Raw genomic sequence first — 23,332 nt, 5'->3', positions numbered from 1 at the left:
TACACGTGTACGTACGCGCGAAGGTGGTGACGATTGGGGACTGCCGTCAAGCGCCAATGCGCCTAGTCGAAGGTTTTGCCAACCCCGCCGTCCCGATCAACCACCAGCAGCTTGTACAGGGCAACGCCCATGGCGGTGGACACCACGCTGGTACCGGTCGCCACGAGCTGGGCGATGACAATCCCGACAATCGACGAGGGATCGAACGTGCTGGTGACGGCAAAGCCCACGCCGAACTGCAGCACCACCAGGATCAGCACGACGAGGATGATCGAGAACTCGTTGCCGCCCGTGCGTTCCCAGCTTTCCTTCATCGAATCGATCACGCCCTTGCGCTGCGACAGCAGGATGGAAGGTGCGGGTGCCCAGCGCGCCATCAGGTAGAGGCCGGGGAAGATGATCAGGAAGAAACCCACAATCACGCCCAGTCCGGCAAGGATGGACAGACCTACGTATGGCAGGAACATCTCGTCCGCTGCGCCGCGCAGGAAACCGGCGTCGCGCAGCATGGATACGAGCAGGAGGAAGGCCGCCACGATGCCGATCAGCGCGGCGATGAACTGCTTTCCTATCATCTGGACGAAGGAACTGTAGTCCACGCCGAAATAGCCGATGGCACTGTTCACCACCACCAGCCCCACGATGAAGATCACCGCAGCAACGGCGTTGCGCTCGACCACGTCGAAGGTCACTTCGAGGATCCGGCCGACCTGCAGTTCCTTCGGCGGCGTCACTTGCATTTCAATTCCCCCATCTGGATTGACCATGCCTAGGGAAGAGAATTGCAAGGCGCTGTCAAGGCGATAGCCGCCAGATCGGACCTATTTCTGCTGCCGCCAGTCCCAGTTCGCGGGCAGGACACAGCGTCCTGCGTCGTAACTGCCGACCGAGCGGATAACCTCGCGATCCTCCGGCTCGATCCGGCGGCCCGACAGCTGGCTGTCGATCACGCGCCGCAGCAACTGGTCCAGCCGCGTGACGAGGTAGCAGTCCACGTCAGGCTCGGCGTGGGCATTGCCGATTCCGCTGTCGTCGGTGAGGAAGGTGTAGCGGGATTGCGTGGCCGCAGCCATGGCGCGCATGATGTATTCCGCCTTGTCCGCCACGCCGGATGCCCCGACGGGTACGATATGGACCCGCTCGGCGCGCAAATGCTCGGCAGCGCGCCAGGTGAGCGCAATGTCCTGGTCGTGTGGCGGCGCGTCAGCCACCAGCAGCAGCGTTTTCACTGCATCGGGGCGCCAGTCCTGCCCGGCAGCGCGAATGAGCGCTTCCTGCATGGCTTCCTCGTAGTCTCCGCCACCGCCCGCGCTGTACTGGTTGAGCACGTCCAGCATCCGCCCCCGTGCGCGGTCAAAACCGTGGGTATTGGTGACGAAGGCATCGGTCTGGTCGCGGTAGAAGGTGAAGCCGATCCGGATGTCCAGCCCCCGGTGGCGCGCGGAAAGCTGGTCGATGATCGAGGTCAGTTCGGCCTGCAGGAAGCGCAGCTCGTCACTCATCGATCCGGTCACGTCGATCACCAGGTTGAGGTCGAGCTTGGTCACGGCCTGGGCCGAGCGACGCGAGGTGATCCGCACGTCCTGTCCGCCCGCTTCCTGCGACAGCACGACCTCGCGCCAGTCGCCACCGCCAGCGCGAACCCAGACGCGGTCGCTCAGGCGGTCGAGCTCGGGGAAGAACACCACGGTGCCGTCTGCCACGGTGCGCAGTTCGATGGTGTTGCCGTCAGCGCAGCGCAGTTCGACCGTCTCGAACGGCATGGCCCGTCCGCGGTTGTCGCGCAGTTCCACGGTCAGCAGGCGCGAGGTATCGAGCACCGGCACTCCTTGCGCCGCCTGCCCGACGTTCGAGCGGTGGACGTAGCGGGCATAGAGTTCGGGGTTGAGCAGGTCGTCGTGCTCGCCTGCCGTCAGCAAGCCGCTCTGCGGGCGCGGCTGTGGACGGCGGCCCGGCGGCGGCATGATCGCAGGCGAGGTGCGGACCGGGGCGCTCTCGGAACCCACGGTCGCGACTGGCGAAGCCGATTCGTAGTCCGACCGCGCAACGCGGGTGCCGGTCACCACCACGGCATCGGACGACGCACTGCCGGGCACCGGCGCCGAAGGTGGCGGTGGTGGCGGTGGAGGGGGAGCCGGCGGCGGGGGCGCAGCCATTTCCGGCTCGGCCATGGCGCGCGAACTGGCGACGCGGGGCTGCTGCTGCTGGCCCTGCCATGCGCGTTCGGGGCCCAACTGGGGCAGTGGCTCGGGCAAGCGGCAATACTCGCGCACCGGCAGCGGGGCGTGTCGGCGATCATGCGCCTGCTCTTGCGGGCCAGCCGCCACCGTCGGGATCGGTGCCAGCACGGCAACCGAACAGGCCAGGGCCACGAACTTCTTCAAACGCATCAGGATTCCCCCTCGATGATACTTTATCACATCATCGGTAAGGGGCGGCAGATGAACGCCGGATGATCGGCTGGGTCAGGCGGCCTTGCGCATTTTCAGCCAGGTGATCGTGAACAGCACCCCCAGCAGCAGGTCCACCGCCCCGCCCAGCGCCATGTCGTCCGCCGCCTGTCCCTGCGACCAGAAGGCCAGCGCGGGAACGCCGAAGCTGAGTTTCTCGAAGATCGTCAGCGGGATGAAGGCGGCATACTTCTTCGGATCGCGGGCAATCACCAGGAACACGCCCTGGAACACCAGTGCAATCCCGGCGAAGGCGAAGTAGAGCAACCGGTGCGGATCAGGCGCGTCGGTGAAGTAAAGCGTCGAGGCTCCGATAAAACCATACAGCGCAGCACCGATATAGACCCGGCGGGCGAAGGTGATTGTTGCTGCATTATCCGACAAGGCTCACCCTTCCCCCGGCGTGACGTTCCAGCCGTCCGGCAATCTCTAGTTCCAGCAAGGCCATGGCGACCGCGCCGGTGCTGTTACCTGTCTGCCGGACGAGTTCGTCCACGGCAACCGGCGCGGTGGACAGCAGGCTGGCTATATCGTCGGCGGGCAGGTCGTCCGGCACTTCGCCCACCTGCCAATCCTCGCCGGGTTCGCGTACGCTGGAGCGCGGCTGCCCGTCAAAGCCCGATAGCAGTTCGATCACGTCGGCGGCCGTCTGCACCAGCACGGCACCTTCGCGGATCAATTGATTGCAGCCTTGCGAGCGGGCATCTGCCGGGTGGCCGGGCACGGCCATGACCTCGCGCCCCGCCTCGCCCGCCAGCCTTGCGGTGATCAGCGAGCCAGACTTGGGCGCAGCCTCGACCACCACCGTGCCCATGGCGAGCCCGGCGATGATGCGGTTGCGCTTGGGAAATTGCTGGCCGCGCGGTTCGGTGCCGGGGGCTTCCTCGGCGATCAGCAGTCCCTCGCTTGCGATCTGCTCCTGCAGCTTGGCGTGCTGCGGCGGGTAGGCAATGTCGATCCCGCTGGCGATCACCCCGATGGTCGCCGGAAGCGCGCCCTCGTGACAGGCCCCGTCGATCCCCTTGGCGAGGCCCGAAACCACCACGAACCCTTCGTCGGCAATGTCCCGTGCCAAGTCGCGCGCCAGCTTGGTCGCGGCGGCGGAGGCGTTGCGCGCACCGACCATGGCGACGCAGGGCTTGCTCGCCAGTGACACGTCGCCGCGCGTGGTGACGAAAGGCGGTGCGCCCTCCATGGCGGCGAGCAGCGCGGGGTAATCTGGCTGGTCGTGGAAGAGGTAACGCGCCTTGGCTGCCCGCGTGGCCTCGACTTCGCGCTCGATCCGCTCGCGCGCTGTCGGCTGGTAATTGCGCTTGGCCCCGCGCGCGGCGAGATCGGGCAAGGCCTCGATCGCCGCCTGCGCAGTCCCGAACCGCCGCAGCAACTGGAAGTAGCTGACCGGGCCGATATTGGCGGAGCGCAACAGGCGGATGCGGGCAAAAGCCTCGTCCTGCGTGAGCCTTGCCTCGCTCACTTCTTGCTGCCGACTTTCGGTTCCTCACCGTGCAACAGGCGGCCGATATTGGCGCGGTGCAGCCAGATGATCAGCACGGCGATTACGGCCAGCACCGGGATATAGGCAGCATAGCCCAAGGCGACCGCAGCCAGCGCTGCCGCCACGACCGCGCTCATACCGGCGACCGAGCTGATGCGGCCAAGGGCCAGCACCACGATCCACACCAGCGCGTAGGCCAGTCCCACCTGCCAGGCGAGGCCGAAGGATACGCCGGCATTGGTGGCCACGCCCTTGCCGCCCCTGAACTTCAGCCAGACCGGGAAGCAATGGCCCAGCACGGCGCCCAGTGCGGCCAGCGGAACCGGCCCGTAGGCGGCCTCAGGCATGGCTTCCGGCTGGTCGAACAGGGCCTTGGCGAGGATTACCGGCACCAGCCCCTTGGCCAGGTCGAGCAACAAGGTGCCCGCCGCCAGCCACTTGCTGCCCGTGCGCAGCACGTTGGTCGCGCCGATATTGCCGCTGCCGATCTGGCGAATGTCGCCCTTGCCTGCCGCCATGGCCAGCAGCAGCCCGAAAGGAATCGAGCCCGATGCATAGCCGATCAGGAATCCGAGAATCTGGTCCATTGCGGCTACGTCATAGCCACTCAATCCCGGATTGGCAGGGGAAAACAACCGGAAGTGTCCGAATTGGACGCGGTACCAATCGACCGTACTTTGGATTGGCCAGTCACGCGCTTATGTCCCTTCGCATGGCAAACGCTGCGTCCGTCACGAAACTCACCGAGCGCGAGAAAGAGTGCCTGCGCGCCTGGCTGGAACACAAGACGGCTAAGGAGATTGCGCTCGACCTGGGCGTGTCGCACTACGCGGTCGAGAAGCGGCTGAAGATGGCACGCATCAAACTGGATGTGTCGTCCTCCATCGAGGCAGCGCGCATCCTGTCCGAAAGCGAGGGGTACGATCGCGCTGTACCCCAAGCGGCAGACCTTCCTGCCAATGCCGATCCGCTCCAGTCCCGCAGCTTCCGCAAGATCGCCGCAGGAGTTGCCCTCATGACCATCATTGCCATCGCCCTGGTTGCATCCGTAATCCTCAACCCCGAAGCACCTCAGCAACCGCCTGCTGGTGAAGCACCCGCAACCGTGCGGGTCGAGGCGCGTCCTGCAGAGGTGCTGGTCTACGTTCCGGGTGCCTTTGCCGATGTGGACGCGGACGGGTCGGGCTTCATCGACGGCGAAGAAGCGCCCATGGTGGCATTCATGGGCGGCGATGTGGAATTGCGGAGAAGCCGAGACGGCACGGTCAGCTACTCCGCCGATTCGATCCGCCTCTCGTCGGAGGAAGAACGCGGCAATTTCTACCGCATGGCAGATCGCGACGGCGACGGTCGTATCAACCCGCAGGAATATGGCCGATGGTCATCCAGCACCGCCGCACAGGATGCCAGTTGACCGGACAGGCAGCTTTGGCCATCCCCTGCGGCGATGGCCCAGCCCGCAGATTCCTCTCCCATCCTGATCTTCGATTCCGGCGTCGGCGGGCTGACGGTGCTGGGGGAACTGCGCAAGCTGTTGCCCGATGCCCCGGTAATCTTCGCGGCGGACCAGGCCGGTTTGCCATACGGCGAGAAGACGGAGGCCGAAGTCGCTGCACGCGTCGCCGGGTTGCTGGGGCGGATGAGCGAACGTTATCGTCCGCGCCTTGCCTGCATCGCCTGCAACACGGCCAGCACCATCGCGCTCGACATGGTGCGCGACGTGCTGGAAATCCCCGTGGTCGGCACGGTCCCGGCGATCAAACCCGCTGCGGCCATGACGAAGAGCGGTGTCATCGGCCTGCTGGGAACCAAGGGCACGATCCGCCAACCCTATGTCGACCGGCTGGAAGCGAAGTTTGCGGACGGCAAGACGCTGCTGCGACACGGCGCACCCGAACTCGTGGGGCCGGCAGAGGCCAAGCTGCGCGGGCAACCCATCGATCTTGCGACCATCCGCGCTGCGGTCCGGGCGCTGCGCAACATGCCGCGCGGCGACGAAATCGACACGGTGGTGCTCGCCTGCACCCATTTCCCGCTCTTGCACGAGGAACTGGCAACTGAATTCGGTGAAGGGGTAGCCCTGATCGACGGTGCACAGGGCATTGCGCGGCGGATCGCATCATTGCTCGAAAGCCAGCGGCTGGAGCGGCAGCAGCCTGACTTCGCCGTGACGACCGGGCCGCTGGAAGACTTCGAGAAGCTTGCCCCTGCCCTTGCCAATTATGGCCTAGAAAGTCTCGTTCGCTTTTGATTTGCTGCGAATCGCTCGCAAACTTCGTGCTTCAAACCGCGGCCCCGATTGACTAAGTCCCCTAGCGGAATCGGAGCCGCCGAGGGGTCTGCGGCGTAGTGTGGAAGAGCGCGTGAACTACGACCAGATTTTCGACCAGGCGATTGACCGTCTGCATTCGGAAGGGCGCTATCGCGTCTTCATCGACATCCTCCGGAACAAGGGGGCCTTCCCCAATGCCCGCTGCTTTGCCGGGCACAACGGCCCCAAGCCGATCACCGTCTGGTGTTCCAACGACTACCTCGCCATGGGCCAGCACCCCAAGGTGATCGCCGCCATGGAAGAGGCGCTGCACGACGTCGGCGCCGGTTCGGGCGGTACGCGCAATATCGGCGGCAACACGCACTACCACATCGAGCTGGAGAGTGAGCTGGCCAGCCTGCACGGCAAGGAAGCCGCGCTGTTGTTCACTTCGGGCTATGTTTCCAACGACGCCACGCTGTCGACCCTGGCCAAGCTGCTGCCGGGCTGCGTGATCTTCTCCGACGAGCTGAATCACGCCAGCATGATCGCCGGCATCCGGAATTCCGGCTGCGACAAGCGCGTGTTCCGGCATAATGATGTCGAGCACCTTGAAGAGCTGCTGGCCGCCGAAGATCCCGATACGCCGAAGGTGATCGCTTTCGAAAGCGTCTATTCGATGGACGGCGACGTCGCCCCGATCCACGCGATCTGCGACCTTGCCGAGAAGTACAACGCCCTCACCTACATCGACGAAGTCCACGCCGTGGGCATGTATGGTGACCATGGTGGCGGCATTTCCGAGCGCGACGAAGCCGCGCACCGCATCGACCTGATCGAAGGCACACTGGGCAAGGCTTTCGGCGTGATGGGCGGCTATGTCGCCTCCAGCCGCAAGGTGATCGACTGCATCCGTTCCTATGCCCCCGGCTTCATCTTCACCACTTCGCTAAGCCCGGTGCTGGCAGCAGGCGTGCTGGCGGCGGTCCGCCACCTGAAGCAGAGCTCTGTAGAACGCGACGGCCAGCAGGCGGCAGCGGCCATGCTGAAGGAAAAGCTGCGCGACCGCGGCCTGCCGGTGATGGACAGCACCACGCACATCGTCCCGCTGATGGTGGGCGACCCGGTGCGCGCCAAGAAGATCAGCGACATCCTGCTCGCCGAATACGGCGTCTACGTGCAGCCGATCAACTTCCCCACCGTGCCGCGCGGTACCGAACGCCTGCGTTTCACCCCCGGCCCCGCCCACACCGAAGCCATGATGGACGAGTTGGGCGACGCGCTGGTGGAGATCTGGGACCGGCTGGAGCTGGAGCTGCGCCAGGCTGCCTGACCCGCCCGGACGCCCGGACACCACGTCATTCCGCGTGCTTCATTAGCAGCAAATAAACCATTTTTCGCCAAGGCAGTCAGGTGGCCGGGAATTTCCCGGCGCTGGCATTATGTTGGAGCGAATGGCGGTCAAAAGCCTTTTCAAGGGTATGTCTGGTGCCCCAGAGCGCCAGATCGACGACCTGCGTCTGCGAATCCTCGACGATTTCGAGCAGGCAGGGATCGGCTGGGTATGGGCGACAGACGCCGAGGGCCGCCTCGCATACCTGTCCGATCGCGCCATCCAGAGCCTTGGCGCGGAAAGCAGCCAGTTGATCGGCAAGCCGCTCGTGGAACTGGTCGATATCGACCGTGACAACCCCGACGAAAAGTCCGACCGCTCGCTCAATTTCCTGCTGTCGTCACGCACCAAACTGAGTGACCTTGTCGTCAAGCTGACCGACGCGCGCGGACAGCCGGTCTGGTGGTCAATCACCGGGCACCCAAAGATCGACGAGGAAGGCAACAACCTCGGCTATCGTGGCAGCGTGAAGAACGTCACCGTCGAATTCCAGCGCAAGCTGGAAGATTCGCGGATGGCGGAGTTCGATTCCCTGACCGGCCTCGCCAACCGCCACCGGATGGATCGCAAGCTCGATTCCACCTTGGCCGCCTACAAGTCCGCCAAGCGCGCCTGCGCGCTGATGCTGTTGGACCTCGACAAGTTCAAATACGTCAACGACACCATGGGCCACCCCGCCGGTGACGACCTGCTGAAGCAGGTGTCCGAACGCCTCCGCGCGGTCTGTGGGGGAAAAGGCGAGATCGGGCGAATAGGCGGTGATGAATTCCAGATCATCTTGCCGGATATGGACGATCGCGGAGAGCTGGGCGAACTGGCCGACAAGGTGATCCAGATGCTCTCCAGCCCCTACCAGGTGGAAGGCAAGCGGGCGATCATTGGCGCTTCGATCGGCGTCTCCATCGCGCCCTATGACGGGCTGGAACGCGACGAACTGGTGCGCAGCGCTGACTTGGCGCTTTACGCCGCCAAGAATGGCGGTCGCGGCATGTACCGCTTCTATTCGGCCGAACTGAAGGACGTCGAACAGGAACGCCAGCTCATGCTGGATGACCTGCGTGAAGCCCTCGCGAACGACCAGTTGAAGCTGCACTACCAGCCGGTGGTGCGCACCAAGGATCACATGATTGTCGGCTTCGAAGCGCTGATGCGCTGGGAGCACCCGGAAAAGGGTAATATCCCGCCGATGCACTTCATTCCCATCGCCGAGGACAGCGACATGATCAATGTCCTGGGCGAATGGGCTATTCGCCGCGCCTGCCAGGATGCCTTGCAGTGGCCTGAAACTGTGCGCGTTTCCGTCAACGTGTCGGCCAAGCAGTTTTCCAACAAGGGCTTCGTCTCGATCGTCACCAACGTGCTGGCGGACACCCAACTCAACCCGGACCGGCTGGAGCTGGAACTCACCGAAACGGTGTTCATGGGTGACAGCGAAGCCACCGAGAAGACCTTCAACGCCCTGAAACATCTCGGCGTGCGACTGGCGCTCGATGACTTCGGCACCGGATATTCTTCGCTCAGCTACCTGCGCTCCGCCCCGTTCGACAAGCTCAAGGTCGACAAGAGCTTCGTCGACAGCTGTACCCAGAAAGACCAGAACAGCGCCAAGATAATCTCTGCGATCATCGGCCTGTCGAACGCGCTGGGAATGGATGTGACGGTCGAAGGCGTGGAAGCCTTCGACCAGTTCAACCTCGTCTGCGAAAAGGGTGCCAAGTACATCCAGGGCTGGATCTATTCCAAGGCCCGCCCGCAGGACGAAATCCTCGCGGAAATCGCCACCGGCGGATACCGGATCAAGCCCAACGGGCCGGACCAGTATCGCCCCGAACGCCGCAGCGTGTTCCGCCGCATCGGCATCATCCACGAAGATCACCGCTACGACGCCGTGATGCGCGACCTTTCCAAAACTGGCTCGCGGATCGAAGGCCTTGTCGGCGTTCCCGTGGGGACCGGGATGGTACTCGACATGGGCGGCGGCCAGCTTGTCGTCTGCTCCGTCGTACGCAGCGAGGATGCCACGATCGGCGTCGAGTTCGAGACCCCGCTGATCAGCGACGGCGCGGGCGGCTTGTGCACCCGCCATCGTGTCTCGCCCTATGCCCTCGCTGCGGCGGGCATGCCGCTCACATCGCTCCCGCCGGGCAACTATCCGGCGGCCATGATGGGCGATGGGCCCAGGAGCCAGCCGCAATTCATGCAGGTGCAGGTCCAACGCAGCTGATCCCGTGCATATTGATCGGGATCAATGAGCTTTGACCCGGGAAGGCCTCTACTCCCAATGCGGCGAAAGGTCCGCCGCAGTTGGGAGACAACATCATGCGGCCCAAGACTGCGCTTATCATCGGGACATTCTGCCTCGCCCTGAGCGCCTGCGACACCGCGCAGGACAGTGAGGAAACGGCTGAGGCCACGGCTCACGCCGGGCTGACCGAACTGCCCGTCAGCATCAACGCCGCCATGGTCGGCCTGATCGACAATTCGGCGGACTACCTCTGGGCCGTGGGCAATGGCGACATGCCCCGCGACGAGGCGGACTGGGACCTCGTCCGCAGCGCCACCTACGACATGATCCTGGGCGGCCAGATCATTCAGGTACCGGGCACCGGTGAAATGGACGCCATTTGGACTGGAGACGCCGGCTGGCAGGAAATGTCCGATAACCTCACCGCGATCGGACAGGACGCCCTGCCGCTGGCGGAGAGCCAGTCAACCGATGTCGAAGCCTGGCGCGCCATTGGCGATCGCCTGGTCGAAAACTGCGAAGGATGCCATCAGGCGTTCAAGCCGGAGATCCCCTCCGGTGGCATCCTCCACCGCTCCACCGAGCGCGAGTCGCGCGACGTGAGCATTTTCGACTAGGCATCCGCGGTCGGCGGCGAGCGTCAGCTATTGCAGCGCCCGTCGTCGGCCGCTTCCAGCCACGGACGCGGATCGACACTGGTGTAACCTTCGGCTTCGCTGGCGAAGTGATCGAGCCAGTATTTGTGGCCCGAACCGACGATGATCAGCACCCGGTCGCCCGGCTCGGCGATCAGGCCGACCTTGGCGAACATCTTGGCATTGCGCATGTACCAGTAGGCATTGAGCTCAGCGCCCGGCTGCTCATCGGCGTCGCCGAACTGCATCATGCCGTAGTAGAAAGCACCGTGGGTTTCGCGCGCGAGACCGGGATCGTTGTGCTGGACGAGATTGCGCGCGATCGAGCATTCCGCGTCGTCAGCTGAAATCTCCGCGACGATGGACTCCACTCGGCCCACCAGCGCGCCGAACTTCGGCATGGCACCGTTGGCCTCCGCCCACGCCTGCACGGCCTGCACGGGAAAATAGTCCGGCTCCCCTTCCCCGCCGCGTTCGTCGAAGCCGTAGACGTCTTCGTGGCCCATTTGCAGGGCAAGCCGGTAGCCCAACTGGAAATGCTCGTTACGATCCTCGGCAACGCGCTGCGCAGCGCCGGTACGATAACTCTCAAGGTGCAGGTCTTCGGTGTCGGGCTGTGCCTCGAGCAGGACACGCGTAGGTGCCCATCCCGCCAAGGAGTCGGTGATGGCCTGCAGGTCCGACTGCCGCTGCGGGGTCAGCACATCGTCGACCTCGACATTGACCATGTCGAGACCCGGGTTGTCGAAATGGTAGACCCCCAGCACCATCACTTCGACAGGTGCGTCTGCGGGGGCTTCGGCGTGATGGTCTGCCAGTACCGCAACCGGCGTAACAGCCAGCGCCAGTGCGCCGAGCGATGCGAATCTCATAAGATCTCCCTCTTGCCGTATTGGTGATGTAATACAGCAAGAGGGTAAAGCAAGCCTACGCCTAACGCAGGTTCACCACGTTGTCGCTCTCACGCGGATCCTTGCGGTCGCCGCGATAGAGGCTCGACATCGGTTCGTCCGTGACAATCGCGCCCTCGGTGGCGCCGAAGCCGTTGAAGGCGGTCTTCATCGCCGCGCCATAGGCACCCAGCATGCCGATCTCGAAATAGTCGCCCGCCTGGATGTCAGCCGGCAGCATGAAGGGCCCCTTCATGTAATCCGCATCGTCGCAGGTGGGGCCGTAGAAAGCGAATTCGGCTTCCGGCTCGCGCAGGTCGTCTTCCAGTGCCCGTACCGGGAAACGCCAGTCAACATGGGCGGCATCGAACAGCGCACCATAGGAACCGTCGTTAATGTAGAGTTCGTCCCCACGGCGCTTTTCCACCTTCACGATGATCGAGGAATACTCGGCACACAGGGCACGACCCGGCTCGCCCCAGAGCTCTGCCGAATAGGAAATCGGCAGGGCTTCGAAGTGCCGGTGGATCTGTTCGAAATAATCTTCCAACGGCGGCGGCTCGAGACCCGGGTAGGCGCTGGGGAAGCCCCCGCCCACATCGATGATATCGACGGTGACGGCCGCTTCGGCAATCGCGGCACGAACACGGTCAAGCGCCTGCACATAGGCGAACGGCGTCATTGCCTGGCTACCCACGTGGAAGCAGATACCCAGCGCATCGCAATGCTGGCGGGTCGCCTGCAGCAACGGCGCGGCGTCGAACAGGTCGACGCCGAACTTGGCTGCCAGCGACAGCTCGGAATGCTCCGATGATACGCGCAGGCGCACCAGCAATTGCAGGTCTGCGGCAGGCGTGCCGTCCTCTGCGGTGGTCGCCGCGACGATCTTGTTCAGCTCTTCGAGGGTATCGAGGCTGTAGGTCTTCACCCCATGCTCGAAATAGGCCTCGCGCACGGCGCGTGCGGTTTTCACCGGGTGCATGAAGCACAGCGTGGCGTCGGGCAGCAGGCCACGCACAAGTCGAACCTCGGCGATCGAGGCGACGTCGTAATGCGTTACCCCGTTGTCCCACAGGATCTGGATCAAGTCTGGCGTCGGGTTGGCCTTCACCGCGTACATCGCCTTGCCCGGGAACTTCTCGACGAAGAATCGGGCCGCGCGCGCCGCCGCGAGGGGGCGCGTCAGGATTACCGGATCGTCCGGCTCGAGAGCGCGGACTACAGCCTTGGCGTCAGGATATTCGTGCAATTCAAGGGACCCCCTAAGGTAACATACCACAACACGGCTGCCTTGCGGTTGGGACCCCTTGGGGCAGCGGAAGCGCGCATATAAGCGGGATTCGCTGAATCGCAAATGAAAACGGACGGGTCGTTCCAACCCGCCCATTTTTTTGGCAGGTGCCCGTCAGAATTGGATCTGCGGCACCTGGTCGACCACGCCCTGCTCGCTGTCATCGAGGCGGTGGAAGTCGGCAGGCTGGAAGCCCAGCATCCCGGCGAACAGCACGGCCGGGAAGGTCTCGCGGCCGGTGTTGTAGCGCGAAACGGCGGCGTTCAGGGCGCGCCGTGCAGCCGCCAGCTTGTCTTCCACGTCAGCCAATTCGCGTTGCAGTTCCTGGAAATTGGTATTGGCTTTCAGGTCAGGATACGACTCGGCAAGCGCGAGCATCCGGTCCAGTGCAACGCGCAATTGCGCCTCGTCACTAGAATTGATCGATCCCTGCGCAGCCGAATTGCGCGCCTGGACCACCTGGTCGAGCGTTTCCTTCTCGTGCGTGGCATAGCCCTTCACGGTGTTCACGAGGTTGGGGATGAGATCGTGACGCTGGCGCAGCTGCGCATCAATATCGGCGACGCCCTGGTTCACGTTCTGGCGCAGGCCGACGAGCCGGTTGTAGATGCCCACCAGCACCATGCCGACCACTACCACTACGACAAGCGGAATTATCCAACCCATAACGAACGTCCTACCCCTGTTCCTGTTGACGAGTTATGTGCCATTAAAGCTTTCGCTCGCAAAGGGAATTGGGCGAGAAAGGTACTGATCCGGGGGGAATCATGATCGAGCGTCCTGACATTGACGCGCTGATGGCAGGCGAGCTGGGCCAGTTCCTGCAAGCGCAGGTACAGGTGCGGCAGGACGCCAAGGCCAAGACCAACCAGCGTTACCTGATCAGTGCTGCCGGCCTGATCCCGCTGGTACTGGTGCTGTTCTTGCTGCCCATCGGAGAGTTCAAGATCTGGGCCAGCGTTGCTGTCGGCATGGGAGCCTTGTGGTGGAGCCGCCAGCCCATCATGGCCGCCAAGAAGCAGACCAAGTCCGGCATCAACGAAGCCATCGCGAAGGCGCTCGGTCTCTCCTACCTGCACGATTGCGGCGAAGGCCACGGCTTCCTGCGCGCCAAGGCGCACAAGATGTTTCCCAGCTACACCCGCGCCAAACACGAAGACCTGTGGTCCGGCGACATGGCGGGGCTGCCATTCAGCCTGCACGAATCGCATCTGGAAGAGCGACGTGGCAGCGGCAAGAACAGCCGCTGGGTGACCGTGTTCCGCGGACCGGTGATCACCATCGGCTTTACCCGCAGCTTCCATGCCACAACCCTGCTGGAGCGATCCGGTCGTCATCGACGGTTCGGGTTCTTTGGCGAGAAGGACGAACTCAAGGTGGGCGACGCAGTGCTGGAAAAGGCGGACATGGTCCATCCGGACTTCGAGGATTCCTTCACCATCTACACCACCGACCAGACCGAAGCGCGCTATCTCGTCCACCCAACCTACATCGAAAAGCTGATCGCGCTGGAACAGGCCTTCCGTGGGCAAGGCATCCGCACCCTGTTCAAGGACCGCGAGCTCACCATCGTGCTGAAGACCGAGAACATGTTCGAGAGCGGCTCGCTCGACCACAACATGGACCGCGCCATGGTACAGATGTGCGTCAGCCAGTTCATGGCCATGGCCGACCTCTGCGCGGAGCTGAACGAGACGGCTCGCTAGCGGCCCGCCGGCCGGCAAATCATAGCCTGCTTGCTTACCGCGTTTTTACCGCCCCCAATTATAGCCCACGCATGTCCTGGTCGCGCCTAGCCACGTTCTTCCTGCTCTGCCTCGCCCTTCTGGCAGGCCCGTCCGAACGCGCATTGGCGCGGGAACACGAAGGAGGCATGAACCTGTTCGCGGCAGGTTGCCTGCTGGCAAGCGATGCACCGCTGTCTCTGGAGGAAGCCCGGACTAGCAACCGCTGGGATTGTGACGCCGGATTTCGAGAGGCCGGCACACGCAACGCATGGCTGCGGCTGGAGGGCGAGCAACTGCCCGAATTCGTATTGGCATTGCAGGGCATGGCAGCGCCCGTCGGCGCACTGACCATCGCGACAGTTGGCAAGGATGGGACGGTCGAGGCGCATCGCTATTCCGAGCGCGACCTGGTCGATCACTGGATGCCGGGCAACACCTATGCGCTGCCACTGGACCTCAATGGCGAGCGTCCCGCGCAGCTCTATGTCGGACTAGAGAACCAGCAATCGCACCTGCTGACCACCGAACTGGCGCTGATATCGCAGACGGACGCGGTCAATCGCCGCGTCTGGATCAGCGTGCTGTTCGCCATCTGCCTCGGGATGCTGTTCATCGTGGCCATCCTCAGTGCCGTGATGGCGGTCGTGCTGCGCAACCGGGTCGCACGATGGCACGCGTTCTTCTGCGTGCTGGGGGGCCTATACATCCTGTCGTCAAGCTCGCTGATCTTCCTCATCTTCCCCGAGATGGGTCTGTGGACCCGGTCGGCAATCAACTACGCTTCGCTCGCGGTGGGTGTATCCATGATCGGCCCGATCATGCTGCGCTATTTCGACCACCGGGAGCTTACCCGCCCCTATCGCATCGCCATCCGGATCGCCGTGGCCGTGACACTGGTCAATACCTTCGTGATGCCGCTCAGTGCGATATTCGATTTCCCGGCCCGGCCGGTATTTCACCTGCTGTTCCTGCCCTGCGCAGTGGTCGTGCTGGGCACGATGGCGATGCTGTTGCGCAAGCGCAGTCCCGAGATACGCGGGTTCATGCTCGCATGGGCCGCCCCCGCACTGCTCGGCGTCGAACGCGTCTTGCGCGGGAGCGATCTCTATTACCTGCCGCTATTCACCGACTACCTGTTCTTTTTTGGCCTGGCATTCCAGGCGGTGGCCATGACGATCGCCATTGGCCTGCAATCGATGCGTGCGCAACGCGACCTGGAAGCCGCGCAGCAGGCGGAAGCCCGCGCCCGCGACGAAGCCCTCACAGATCCCCTGACCGGGCTGGCCAATCGCCGGGATTTCGATCGGCGCACCTGGGGCCAGTCAGATTTCATCGCAATCCTCGACCTCGACGAGTTCAAGGGCGTCAACGACCGGCACGGGCATGCGGTCGGCGACCGGGTGCTCGCGGAAAGCGGCTCCGTATTGCGCCGCGCGGTGCATGGCGGGCAGATGATGCAAGCCTGGCGACTGGGCGGCGAGGAATTTGCGCTGGCCATCGACGCACCGAGCATCGAGCATGCGGCGCACGCGTTGAACGCCGTGCGGCAGAATATTTCCACAGGCATTGCCGCCGCCCTGCCCGCAATCGGCCGCGTCACCGCCAGCGCCGGGCTGGCACCGATGGGCGGCGACCTGAGGCAGGCTTATCGCGCTGCCGACAGTGCGCTCTACAAAGCCAAGGCGGCAGGCCGCGACCGCCTGTGCTTCGAGAGCACAAACGGTGAGCGAGCGACGATTTTCCCGGGCCAGCGCGCGGCCTGAAGTCCCCGCACACCCGTCTCGGACAGCCTATTAGTCGAACAGCTTGGCCCAGCGACGCTTGTCGCGGGTCTTCCAGTGTTCGCGGTGGTAGGCGTCGGAGGCCAGCAGCGGCATGACCGAACCGGCCTCGGCGAAGACCATCTGTTCGATGGCGGTCGACACCTTGCCCCAGCTGGCAGCTTCCTGCAGCGTCGAGGACGAGCAGGCGCCGTCGCGCACATCGGCCACGGTGATCTGCACGGCGTACTTGTGCACCGCGACGTCTTCGTGGCCGAGGATTTCGGCGCATACGACGGTGTCCTGGATGAAGTTCTTGGGCACGCCGCCGCCCACCATCAGCAGGCCACTCTCGCCAGCCTTGATCTTGATGTCGGTCAGCTCGCGGAAATCGGCCACGGCGTCGATCATCAGGTAGGGCTCGCCCTTGGCCATCTGGTCAACCTGGTGCTTCACCAGCCCGAAACCGGCCGAGCTGTCGACAAAGGCCGGGCAGAAGATCGGCACGTCATGCTCGTAGGCGAGCTTGACCAGGCTGTTTTCCTTCTTGCCGTGTTCGGCCAGGTACTTGCCCATCTCGCGGATGAACGCGCGACTGGAATAGGGCCCGGGCGGCAGTTCGTTGGCGATCTTGTTGATCGTGAAGTCGCAGTCCTGCAGCTGCTCTTCGTCGATGTAGGTATCGTAGATACGGTCGATGTAGAGCGAGCGCAGGGTATCGTCGTCCGGCACTTCCAGCGCCTGGTAGTGCTTGTGGCCAAGCCCTTCGAAGAAATCCATGTCGACGATGGTGGCACCCGTGGCCACGACGCAGTCGACCATGTTGGAACGGATCAGCTCGGCATAGAGGTCCATGCAGCCGCCCGCGCTGGTGGAACCGGCGATGACGAGGAAGATCGTGCAGTCCTTGTCGGCCAGCATCTGGTTGTAGATGCCCGTGGCATTGGCCAGATCCCGGCTGGTGAAGCTCATCTTCTTCATCGAATCGATGATCGGGCGCGCGTCGAAACTGGTGATGTCGATATGCTCGACCTGGGTGCTCAGCAGTTCTGCCTTGCGCGTGTCATTGATCTTGGATTCGGTCATCGAATACTCCTGTCCGTATGGCCGGTATAACGGCAGACATGGCCTGTCGTTCCGTATGTAAAGGCGCGCGCCATTAGGTGCTAGTCAGCCTCTCGTAAAGTCGTATATCGCGCCGATGGGGAATTCAGTCCAGACACGCGAACCGACGCACGAAGGCGTGCTTGAAGCTGCACGCAAGGTTGCGGAGATCCTGCCCGCCACGCCGCTGCTGCCGGTCGAGATTGGCGGCGCCACCGTTTATGCCAAGGCAGAGTGCCTGCAGCCCATCGGTGCTTTCAAGATTCGCGGCGGCTGGCACCGCCTCAGCGACTTGAACGAGGAAGAGCGCGCCCACGGTGTAGTCGCCGTATCCAGCGGCAACCATGCGCAGGGCGTGGCCTGGGCGGCCAAGCGACTGGGCATGGCGGCGACGATCGTCATGCCGCAGGACGCACCTCCGATAAAGCTGGACCGGACGAAGAAACTTGGCGCGGAAATCGTCACCTACGACCGCATGACCGAAAATCGCGAGGAGATCGCGCAGGGCCTCGCGGCGGAAAAGGGCGCGACCTATGTCCACGCTTTCGCCGACCCGTGGGTGATCGAAGGCCAAGGCAGCACCGGGATCGAGATCGCCGCGCAGCTCGAAGCCATGGGCAAACCAGCCCCGACGCGCATCCTCGCCTGTTGCGGCGGTGGCGGCCTCTCGGCCGGCCTCGCCCTCGCCTGCCCCGATGCTCTTGTGGTGCCGGTAGAGCCCGAAGGCTGGGACGACGTGTGCCGTTCGATCGAAACCGGCGAGATCGAGTCGGTCGGAGAAAGCCCGCCGACAACGGCCTGCGACGCCCTGCAGACTTTCCAGACCAGTCCTATCAATTTCAGTGTACTCAAGGACCGGTGCGAATACGGCCTGCGCGTCACCGAGGCCGAAGTGCGCGATGCCCAGCGTTACGCCTTTGCGCAGATGCGGCTGGTGCTGGAACCCGGCGGCGCGGTGGCGCTGGCGGCGGCGCTCTCAGGCAAGGCCAAGCTGGATGGCACGACGGCGATCATCCTGTCCGGCGGCAACGTCGATCCGCGCCAGTTCGCCCAGACCATCTGGCAGGCCTGAGCCGGAAATAGGTTTCATTTGACAATCTAAAATGCCTCCCGCAGTCTCCCGCCAAACGTTGGGGAGACGAGACGATGGTAAACCTGCAACTGCTTGCACCCGCAGCCGCACTCGCGGTGTGGTCGATGATCATGCTGGTTTGGATGGCAAGCACGCGCCTTCCTGCCCTCGCCAAGCTGAAGATGCCAGCCGAGAAAACGCGCGGCGGTCGCGGGTCCGACCTTGACGGCGTCCTTCCCGACATGATCCAGTGGAAAGCGCACAATTACAACCACCTGATGGAACAACCTACCGTGTTCTATCCGGTTGTGATCATGCTTGCGTTGATCGGTGGAAGCCAGATCGACGTCTACCTTGCCTGGACCTATGTCGGCATCCGTGTGGTCCACTCGCTGTGGCAAGCCATGGTCAACACGATCCCAGTGCGCATCACGCTGTTCACGGTTTCCAGCATCGTGCTGACAGTCTTGGCCGTCCGCGCCTTGATGGCCGCCCTCGGCGCATGACCATCCTGCAACCGGTCGTCGCGCTCCTGGCGTGGACCATGGTGATGTGGGTATGGATGTACGCCACCCGCATTCCTGCCATGCAGCAAGCCAAGATCGACCCACAGAGCCTCGCCAATACCCCGGGAGCCTCGCTCGACACGCTGCTGCCGGTGCGGGTGCAGTGGAAGGCGAAGAACTACAATCACCTGCACGAAGCGCCGACGGTGTTCTACGCCGTAGCGCTGGTGCTGGCGCTGCTCGAGGCAGGGGAAGGCCTCGCGCTGTGGCTGGCCTGGACCTATGTCGCCATCCGCGTGGCGCATTCGCTGTTGCAGGCTACGATCAACAAGATCGTGCTACGCTTCCTGGTGTTCAACCTGTCGCAGGCGGTGTTGGTCGCCTTGATCGTGATGGCAGCACTTGCCGCGTTTTGATCAGCCAGCCACCTCGGCAAGGTCAGCAATGAAGTTCTCGGTCCACCGCTGCACATTATCATCGCGCACGGTGACGATCATCTTCTGGTAGCGCGCCTTGCGCTCTTCGAGCGGCATGTCGAGCGCCAGCCGGATATGGTGCGCAATGTCGTCCGCGCTGTGCGGGTTGATCAGCAGCGCGCCCTCCCCGTCGCAGTCGAGCTGCGGCGCAGCACCGGCAAACCGCGAGAGGATCAGCACGCCCGGGTCTTCCGGGTCTTGCGCGGCGACGTATTCCTTTGCCACGAGGTTCATGCCGTCGCGCAGCGGCGTCACCAGCCCGATCTTGGCAGCGCGGTAGAAGCCGTAGAGCTCTTCCTGGCTGTGCCCCTTGTTGACATAACGGATCGGGACGAGGTCGACTTCGGAGCGCGCACCGTTGATCTGGCCGGCCTTCTGCTCGAGCGTGGCTCGGATATGCTGGTAACTGCCGATATCTTCCCGGCTGGGAGGCGCGATCTGGATGAAAACGAGGTCGCGCACCCGTTCCGGATAGCGGTCGAAGAACCTGGCAATGCCGTCAAGCCGTTCGGGCAGCCCCTTCGAATAGTCGAGTCGGTCGACACCGATCATTGCGGTGCGATGGCGCGTGGAAGACAGCAGACGCTGCTGTGCCTGCCGCGCTTCGCCGGTGTCTCCCTTGCTGGAGAAATGCTCAAAATCGATGCCGATCGGATAGGCGCGCGCAATGGTGGTTCCGCCGTCGAGCGAAATCTTGCCGGTATCGTGATCGACAACTGCCCCCAGTTCCTTCCAGCAATAGTGCAGGAAACTGTCGAGCCAGGCGTCGCACTGGAAACCGAGCAGGTCGAACTGCAGCAGCGATCTGACAAGCCGCTCGTGATAAGGCAGCGAGACGAACAGGTTGGTCGGCGGCCAGGGCGTGTGCAGGAAGAAGCCCATGCGGTTCGTCACCCCGCGTTTGCGCAAGCAATCCCCCAGCGGCATCAGGTGGTAATCGTGCACCCAGACGTTGTCGCCGTTCTCGATCAGCGGCAGCACGCTGTCGGCGAACAGGTCGTTGACCCGTTCGTAGCCCTTGCCGAACTCGCGTTCGTACTTGGCGAGGTCGATGCGGTAGTGGAACAGCGGCCAGAGCGTCGAATTGGCGTAGCCGTTGTAGTATTCTTCCAGATCCTGGTGTTCGAGGTCGATCGTTGCCGTCGTCACCCCGTCGGCTGACTTCACGTAGTTAATCGAGCCCGTGAATTCGTCGGTTTCCTCGCCGGACCAGCCGAACCAGATGCCGCCATTGGCCTTGAGCGCGGAGTTGAGCGCGCCTGCCAGCCCGCCTTGCGCACCAGCCACCCCGCGCGCCTTGGGTACGGCAACGCGATTGGAGATTACGACAAGTCTGGCCACGTGAGCCTCCTAACGGACGGTATTCCAGCTACGGGAAAGCAGTCCCGCGCAGTTGATGATACCGACGAGCGAATAGGTCTGCGGGAAGTTGCCCCACAGCTCGCCGGTTTCGAAATCCATGTCCTCGGACAATAGGCCCGATCCGGTGCGATGGCCAAGCATGGTGCAGAACAGCTCGCGCGCCTCGTCGTTGCGGCCCATCAGCGCCAGCGCCTCGATCAGCCAGAAGGTGCAGATGTTGAAGGCGGTTTCGGGCGCGCCGAAATCGTCTTCGGCAGCATAGCGCAACATGTGCTGCCCACGCCGCAAGTCCCGCTCGACCATGGCAAATGTCTTCAGGAAACGCTCGTCATCAGGTTCGATGAAACGCAATTCCAGCAGCTGCAGCAAGCTGGCATCGAGGTAATCGCTTTCGAAGCTGGCGCCGTAGTGACCGCCCTCCCCGCCGTTTTCCTTCCACGCCTTGTCGTCAATGGTCTTGGCGACGGTATCCGCACGCTCGCGCCAGAAGGCGGCGCGGTCATCCTTGCCCAGGTGGGCAGCGGCATTGGCCAGCCTGTCACAGGCGGCCCAGCTCATGACGGCGGAATAGGTGTGCACCTCCTGCCGCGTGCGGAATTCCCACAGGCCTGCGTCGGGCTGGTCGTGCATCTTCCACGCCATCTCGCCGACCTGCTCGAGGCTTTCGAAATCGCGATCATCCGCCATGCGCAGCAGGCGGCGATCGAGGAACCCTTGCACGGTCGGCAGGACAATCTGTCCATAACAGTCGTGCTGCACCTGTTTGTAGGCAGCATTGCCCACGCGTACCGGCCCCATGCCGCGATAACCCTGCAGCCAGCTGGCAGTAGTCTCGTTGAGTTCGGCCACGCCCATCACCGAATAAAGCGGCTGGATCTGCCCGCCCGCCGCATCGTCGACGATGTTGCGCAGGTAACCCAGGTACTTCTCCAGTACGTCGAGCGCGCCGAGCCGGTTGAGCGCCTGCACCGTGTAGTAGGAATCGCGGATCCAGCAGTAACGATAGTCCCAGTTGCGTTCCGAATGCGGGGCTTCGGGGATCGAGGTGGTCAGTGCCGCCACGATGGCGCCGGTTTCCTCGTGCTGGCACAGCTTCAGCGTGATCGCCGCGCGAATGACTTCCTGCTGCCACTCGAACGGCGTCGCCAGGCTGCGAACCCACAGCTGCCAATACTTGCGGGTGGCCTGCTCCATCCGCCGCACTTCCTCGCGCAGGTTGCCGGTAAACGGCTCGTCCGGTCCGAGGAAGAAATGGGTATCTCTCTCGATGCGGAAGGTGCGCTGCTCAAGGATGTAGCCGACCGGCGCATCAGTCGAGAGTCGCAGTGCATGGTCATGCGCCAGATAACGGATGTGGTTGGTGCCGCTGGTCGTATCAGCCAGTTCGGCGCCGTAATTCTTCATCGGTCGCAACACGACCTTGAGACGCGGGTTCCCGGCAATCGGCCGGACGATCCGGGCATAGGCCACCGGACGGTACATGCGGCCATTGCCTTCGTAGCGCGGGCAGAAGTCGAGCACTTCCACCGCGCTGCCGTCTTTGGCTTCCAGGCGTGTCAGCAGGATCGGAGTATTGCGGATATATTCCTGGTGGGCGCTGACCTGCCCCGCGAGCTCGAACCGCCAGGCACCGACATCCTGCGAAGTACCGTTCAGGAGGGCACAGAAGACGGGGTCACCATCGACGCGCGGGACGCAGCCCCAGACGATGCCACCGCGGCGGTCGATAAGGCCGGAAACCTGGCAGTTGCCGATCGGCCAAAGCTCTAGATCGCTGTTGTTCTCGTTCACAGCCCCAACCAATGCTGCACTGCAGCAGGACTTTCAAGCGAATATCTAGCGTTATCACTAGGCCTCTCGCCCACGGCAATGCCAAAGCCGCCCAACTCGGCTGCGGCGCGCATGCCGTCTTCGTCCGTTACGTCGTCCCCGACAAACACCGGCAGGGCACCGTGGAAGGGAGCTGCCTGCATGATGTTGCGCACCGCGGCGGCCTTGTCCGCCCCGCTGGCGACCAGTTCGATCACGCACTTGCCGCGCTTGACCTGCAACCCGTGTTCGCTCGCAAAGTGCTCGGCAAAGGCGAGCCCCTTGCCTTCCAGCGAAGGGTTGGAGCGAAAGTGAAGCGCAGCCCCATGCGGCTTGTCTTCGGTATCGAAGCCTTCACTGGCCGCGAAATCATGGATCGCCGCGAGCAGGGTTTCGGGAAGTCCGGCAGGCGCAGCGCCCAGCACAGTGCCGTCTGCCGCGCGACAATCACTGCCGTGCGAACCCGCCCGGGCAATGGCCAGCGGGCCGAGGTGTCGCTCCAGATCATCGAGCGCCCGTCCGCTTACCAGGGCCAGTCGACCGCCCAAACGGTCGCGCAAGTGGCACAGCGCTTGCGCAAGCTCCGCAGGAACTGCAATGCCATCAGGCGTCGGCGCGATATCCACCAAGGTTCCGTCGAAGTCGAGAAACAGCGCCAGCGGTCCTTCGCGATCCAGGGCATCGAGGTCGGGCGGTAAGGGCAGAGACGACATTGATCGCCGCTCTAACGGCCAGTCGGCACATTACAAGGGAATGGTCGAGGGTGGCCGCTGCATTCGCAGGCCGGTTCCGCACAATCGCTGATTCGTCCTTTTTCGCAAGCCAAACGGGCAATCCATCTCTATGGGGGCCGCAATCCCGCAATT

The 23,332-nt window shown here is 63.5% G+C and carries 22 protein-coding genes; 10 read left to right on the top strand and 12 right to left on the bottom strand.

Translation table 11 applies throughout. From position 1 onward, the window contains the following. Window positions 1–62 precede the first annotated feature (62 nt). From AAEO60_RS05110 to plsY, 5 genes are all read right to left on the bottom strand, one after another. Window positions 63–767 carry a hypothetical protein gene (locus AAEO60_RS05110; RefSeq protein ID WP_341672562.1) on the bottom strand — a complete coding sequence of 235 codons (705 nt, stop codon included), beginning with the start codon at window positions 765–767 and terminating at the stop codon, window positions 63–65. Between the two features lie 54 nt (window positions 768–821). Then, the gene (locus AAEO60_RS05105) at window positions 822–2,390 is read right to left on the bottom strand and encodes a vWA domain-containing protein (RefSeq protein WP_341672560.1); all 1,569 of its coding nucleotides are present in this window, start codon (window positions 2,388–2,390) and stop codon (window positions 822–824) included. A 75-nt stretch (window positions 2,391–2,465) separates the two neighbouring features. Then, window positions 2,466–2,834 carry a hypothetical protein gene (locus AAEO60_RS05100; protein WP_341672559.1) on the bottom strand — a complete coding sequence of 123 codons (369 nt, stop codon included), beginning with the start codon at window positions 2,832–2,834 and terminating at the stop codon, window positions 2,466–2,468. After that, complete coding sequence (gene dprA, locus AAEO60_RS05095) at window positions 2,824–3,924, bottom strand: DNA-processing protein DprA (RefSeq protein WP_341672558.1); 1,101 nt, start codon at window positions 3,922–3,924, stop codon at window positions 2,824–2,826. Before dprA ends, AAEO60_RS05100 begins: the two co-directional genes overlap by 11 nt. Next, the gene (plsY, locus tag AAEO60_RS05090) at window positions 3,921–4,532 is read right to left on the bottom strand and encodes a glycerol-3-phosphate 1-O-acyltransferase PlsY (RefSeq protein WP_341672557.1); all 612 of its coding nucleotides are present in this window, start codon (window positions 4,530–4,532) and stop codon (window positions 3,921–3,923) included. Before plsY ends, dprA begins: the two co-directional genes overlap by 4 nt. Window positions 4,533–4,657: 125 nt before the next feature. On the opposite strand from plsY, the gene AAEO60_RS05085 reads away from it, so the two are divergent. The 5 genes from AAEO60_RS05085 to AAEO60_RS05065 all read left to right on the top strand — a co-directional run bounded on the left by AAEO60_RS05085 (window position 4,658) and on the right by AAEO60_RS05065 (window position 10,451). Then, window positions 4,658–5,359, top strand: a complete 702-nt coding sequence (locus tag AAEO60_RS05085) for a LuxR C-terminal-related transcriptional regulator (protein WP_341672556.1) — start codon at window positions 4,658–4,660, stop codon at window positions 5,357–5,359. 33 nt (window positions 5,360–5,392) lie between these two features. Beyond that, on the top strand, window positions 5,393–6,196 hold the full coding sequence (murI, locus tag AAEO60_RS05080; RefSeq protein ID WP_341672555.1) for a glutamate racemase: 804 nt from the start codon (window positions 5,393–5,395) through the stop codon (window positions 6,194–6,196). 112 nt (window positions 6,197–6,308) lie between these two features. Next, the gene (gene hemA / locus AAEO60_RS05075; RefSeq protein WP_341672554.1) at window positions 6,309–7,529 is read left to right on the top strand and encodes a 5-aminolevulinate synthase; all 1,221 of its coding nucleotides are present in this window, start codon (window positions 6,309–6,311) and stop codon (window positions 7,527–7,529) included. A 148-nt stretch (window positions 7,530–7,677) separates the two neighbouring features. Then, complete coding sequence (locus tag AAEO60_RS05070) at window positions 7,678–9,813, top strand: putative bifunctional diguanylate cyclase/phosphodiesterase (protein ID WP_341672553.1); 2,136 nt, start codon at window positions 7,678–7,680, stop codon at window positions 9,811–9,813. Window positions 9,814–9,908: 95 nt separating this feature from the next. Continuing rightward, window positions 9,909–10,451: a hypothetical protein gene (locus tag AAEO60_RS05065; RefSeq protein ID WP_341672552.1), complete on the top strand. Its 543-nt coding sequence runs from the start codon at window positions 9,909–9,911 to the stop codon at window positions 10,449–10,451. Between the two features lie 23 nt (window positions 10,452–10,474). Here AAEO60_RS05065 and AAEO60_RS05060 read toward each other — a convergent pair whose 3' ends face one another. The 3 genes from AAEO60_RS05060 to AAEO60_RS05050 all read right to left on the bottom strand — a co-directional run bounded on the left by AAEO60_RS05060 (window position 10,475) and on the right by AAEO60_RS05050 (window position 13,316). Continuing rightward, window positions 10,475–11,341: a DUF5694 domain-containing protein gene (locus tag AAEO60_RS05060; RefSeq protein WP_341672551.1), complete on the bottom strand. Its 867-nt coding sequence runs from the start codon at window positions 11,339–11,341 to the stop codon at window positions 10,475–10,477. Between the two features lie 61 nt (window positions 11,342–11,402). Next, entirely contained in the window at window positions 11,403–12,608 is a 1,206-nt protein-coding gene (locus AAEO60_RS05055; protein ID WP_341672550.1) for a type III PLP-dependent enzyme, read from the bottom strand. A 156-nt stretch (window positions 12,609–12,764) separates the two neighbouring features. Further along, window positions 12,765–13,316 (bottom strand): LemA family protein, encoded by a 552-nt coding sequence (locus AAEO60_RS05050; RefSeq protein ID WP_341672549.1) that lies wholly within the window; start codon window positions 13,314–13,316, stop codon window positions 12,765–12,767. 101 nt (window positions 13,317–13,417) lie between these two features. On the opposite strand from AAEO60_RS05050, the gene AAEO60_RS05045 reads away from it, so the two are divergent. Together AAEO60_RS05045 and AAEO60_RS05040 are read left to right on the top strand one after the other, a co-directional pair. Beyond that, the gene (locus AAEO60_RS05045) at window positions 13,418–14,356 is read left to right on the top strand and encodes a DUF3137 domain-containing protein (RefSeq protein ID WP_341672548.1); all 939 of its coding nucleotides are present in this window, start codon (window positions 13,418–13,420) and stop codon (window positions 14,354–14,356) included. A 167-nt stretch (window positions 14,357–14,523) separates the two neighbouring features. After that, a complete protein-coding gene (locus tag AAEO60_RS05040; RefSeq protein ID WP_341672547.1) occupies window positions 14,524–16,140 on the top strand; it encodes a GGDEF domain-containing protein in 1,617 nt (538 codons plus the stop codon). A 30-nt stretch (window positions 16,141–16,170) separates the two neighbouring features. Here AAEO60_RS05040 and AAEO60_RS05035 read toward each other — a convergent pair whose 3' ends face one another. Next, window positions 16,171–17,223, bottom strand: coding sequence for a 1,9-bis(guanidino)-5-aza-nonane synthase (locus tag AAEO60_RS05035; protein ID WP_341672546.1), 1,053 nt, complete (start codon window positions 17,221–17,223; stop codon window positions 16,171–16,173). Window positions 17,224–17,338: 115 nt separating this feature from the next. On the opposite strand from AAEO60_RS05035, the gene AAEO60_RS05030 reads away from it, so the two are divergent. The 3 genes from AAEO60_RS05030 (at window position 17,339) to AAEO60_RS05020 (ending at window position 19,235) form a co-directional block, all read left to right on the top strand. Then, the gene (locus AAEO60_RS05030; protein WP_341672545.1) at window positions 17,339–18,313 is read left to right on the top strand and encodes a threonine ammonia-lyase; all 975 of its coding nucleotides are present in this window, start codon (window positions 17,339–17,341) and stop codon (window positions 18,311–18,313) included. A 74-nt stretch (window positions 18,314–18,387) separates the two neighbouring features. Then, complete coding sequence (locus tag AAEO60_RS05025; RefSeq protein ID WP_341672544.1) at window positions 18,388–18,819, top strand: MAPEG family protein; 432 nt, start codon at window positions 18,388–18,390, stop codon at window positions 18,817–18,819. Further along, entirely contained in the window at window positions 18,816–19,235 is a 420-nt protein-coding gene (locus tag AAEO60_RS05020; RefSeq protein WP_341672543.1) for an MAPEG family protein, read from the top strand. Before AAEO60_RS05025 ends, AAEO60_RS05020 begins: the two co-directional genes overlap by 4 nt. On the opposite strand, the gene AAEO60_RS05015 is transcribed toward AAEO60_RS05020, so the two are convergent. The 3 genes from AAEO60_RS05015 to otsB are packed head-to-tail and all read right to left on the bottom strand — an operon-like array spanning window position 19,236 to window position 23,179. Beyond that, window positions 19,236–20,636, bottom strand: a complete 1,401-nt coding sequence (locus tag AAEO60_RS05015; RefSeq protein WP_341672542.1) for an alpha,alpha-trehalose-phosphate synthase (UDP-forming) — start codon at window positions 20,634–20,636, stop codon at window positions 19,236–19,238. Between the two features lie 9 nt (window positions 20,637–20,645). Then, a complete protein-coding gene (locus AAEO60_RS05010) occupies window positions 20,646–22,448 on the bottom strand; it encodes a glycoside hydrolase family 15 protein (RefSeq protein WP_341672541.1) in 1,803 nt (600 codons plus the stop codon). Continuing rightward, window positions 22,445–23,179, bottom strand: coding sequence for a trehalose-phosphatase (gene otsB, locus AAEO60_RS05005; protein ID WP_341672540.1), 735 nt, complete (start codon window positions 23,177–23,179; stop codon window positions 22,445–22,447). The genes AAEO60_RS05010 and otsB overlap by 4 nt, the downstream gene beginning before the upstream one ends. Window positions 23,180–23,332: the final 153 nt, after the last annotated feature.

The organism is Aurantiacibacter gilvus (assembly GCF_038289935.1).
Taxonomy (GTDB): Bacteria; Pseudomonadota; Alphaproteobacteria; order Sphingomonadales; family Sphingomonadaceae; genus Alteraurantiacibacter; species Alteraurantiacibacter gilvus.
Note: the sequence above shows the minus strand (reverse complement) of the source record. Positions and strands in the feature narration are given on the sequence as shown.

Excerpts from the sequence above, each read along its gene's own strand:
- AAEO60_RS05105 (WP_341672560.1), bottom strand. The coding sequence starts at position 2,390 with ATGCGTTTGAAGAAGTTCGTGGCCCTGGCCTGTTCGGTTGCCGTGCTG.
- AAEO60_RS05085 (WP_341672556.1), top strand. The coding sequence starts at position 4,658 with ATGGCAAACGCTGCGTCCGTCACGAAACTCACCGAGCGCGAGAAAGAG.
- AAEO60_RS05045 (WP_341672548.1), top strand. The coding sequence starts at position 13,418 with ATGATCGAGCGTCCTGACATTGACGCGCTGATGGCAGGCGAGCTGGGC.
- AAEO60_RS05050 (WP_341672549.1), bottom strand. The coding sequence starts at position 13,316 with ATGGGTTGGATAATTCCGCTTGTCGTAGTGGTAGTGGTCGGCATGGTG.
- AAEO60_RS05065 (WP_341672552.1), top strand. The coding sequence starts at position 9,909 with ATGCGGCCCAAGACTGCGCTTATCATCGGGACATTCTGCCTCGCCCTG.
- AAEO60_RS05025 (WP_341672544.1), top strand. The coding sequence starts at position 18,388 with ATGGTAAACCTGCAACTGCTTGCACCCGCAGCCGCACTCGCGGTGTGG.
- AAEO60_RS05070 (WP_341672553.1), top strand. The coding sequence starts at position 7,678 with ATGTCTGGTGCCCCAGAGCGCCAGATCGACGACCTGCGTCTGCGAATC.
- AAEO60_RS05030 (WP_341672545.1), top strand. The coding sequence starts at position 17,339 with ATGGGGAATTCAGTCCAGACACGCGAACCGACGCACGAAGGCGTGCTT.
- murI (WP_341672555.1), top strand. The coding sequence starts at position 5,393 with ATGGCCCAGCCCGCAGATTCCTCTCCCATCCTGATCTTCGATTCCGGC.
- otsB (WP_341672540.1), bottom strand. The coding sequence starts at position 23,179 with ATGTCGTCTCTGCCCTTACCGCCCGACCTCGATGCCCTGGATCGCGAA.
- AAEO60_RS05060 (WP_341672551.1), bottom strand. The coding sequence starts at position 11,341 with ATGAGATTCGCATCGCTCGGCGCACTGGCGCTGGCTGTTACGCCGGTT.
- AAEO60_RS05020 (WP_341672543.1), top strand. The coding sequence starts at position 18,816 with ATGACCATCCTGCAACCGGTCGTCGCGCTCCTGGCGTGGACCATGGTG.
- AAEO60_RS05040 (WP_341672547.1), top strand. The coding sequence starts at position 14,524 with ATGAACCTGTTCGCGGCAGGTTGCCTGCTGGCAAGCGATGCACCGCTG.
- AAEO60_RS05110 (WP_341672562.1), bottom strand. The coding sequence starts at position 767 with ATGGTCAATCCAGATGGGGGAATTGAAATGCAAGTGACGCCGCCGAAG.
- AAEO60_RS05035 (WP_341672546.1), bottom strand. The coding sequence starts at position 17,223 with ATGACCGAATCCAAGATCAATGACACGCGCAAGGCAGAACTGCTGAGC.
- plsY (WP_341672557.1), bottom strand. The coding sequence starts at position 4,532 with ATGGACCAGATTCTCGGATTCCTGATCGGCTATGCATCGGGCTCGATT.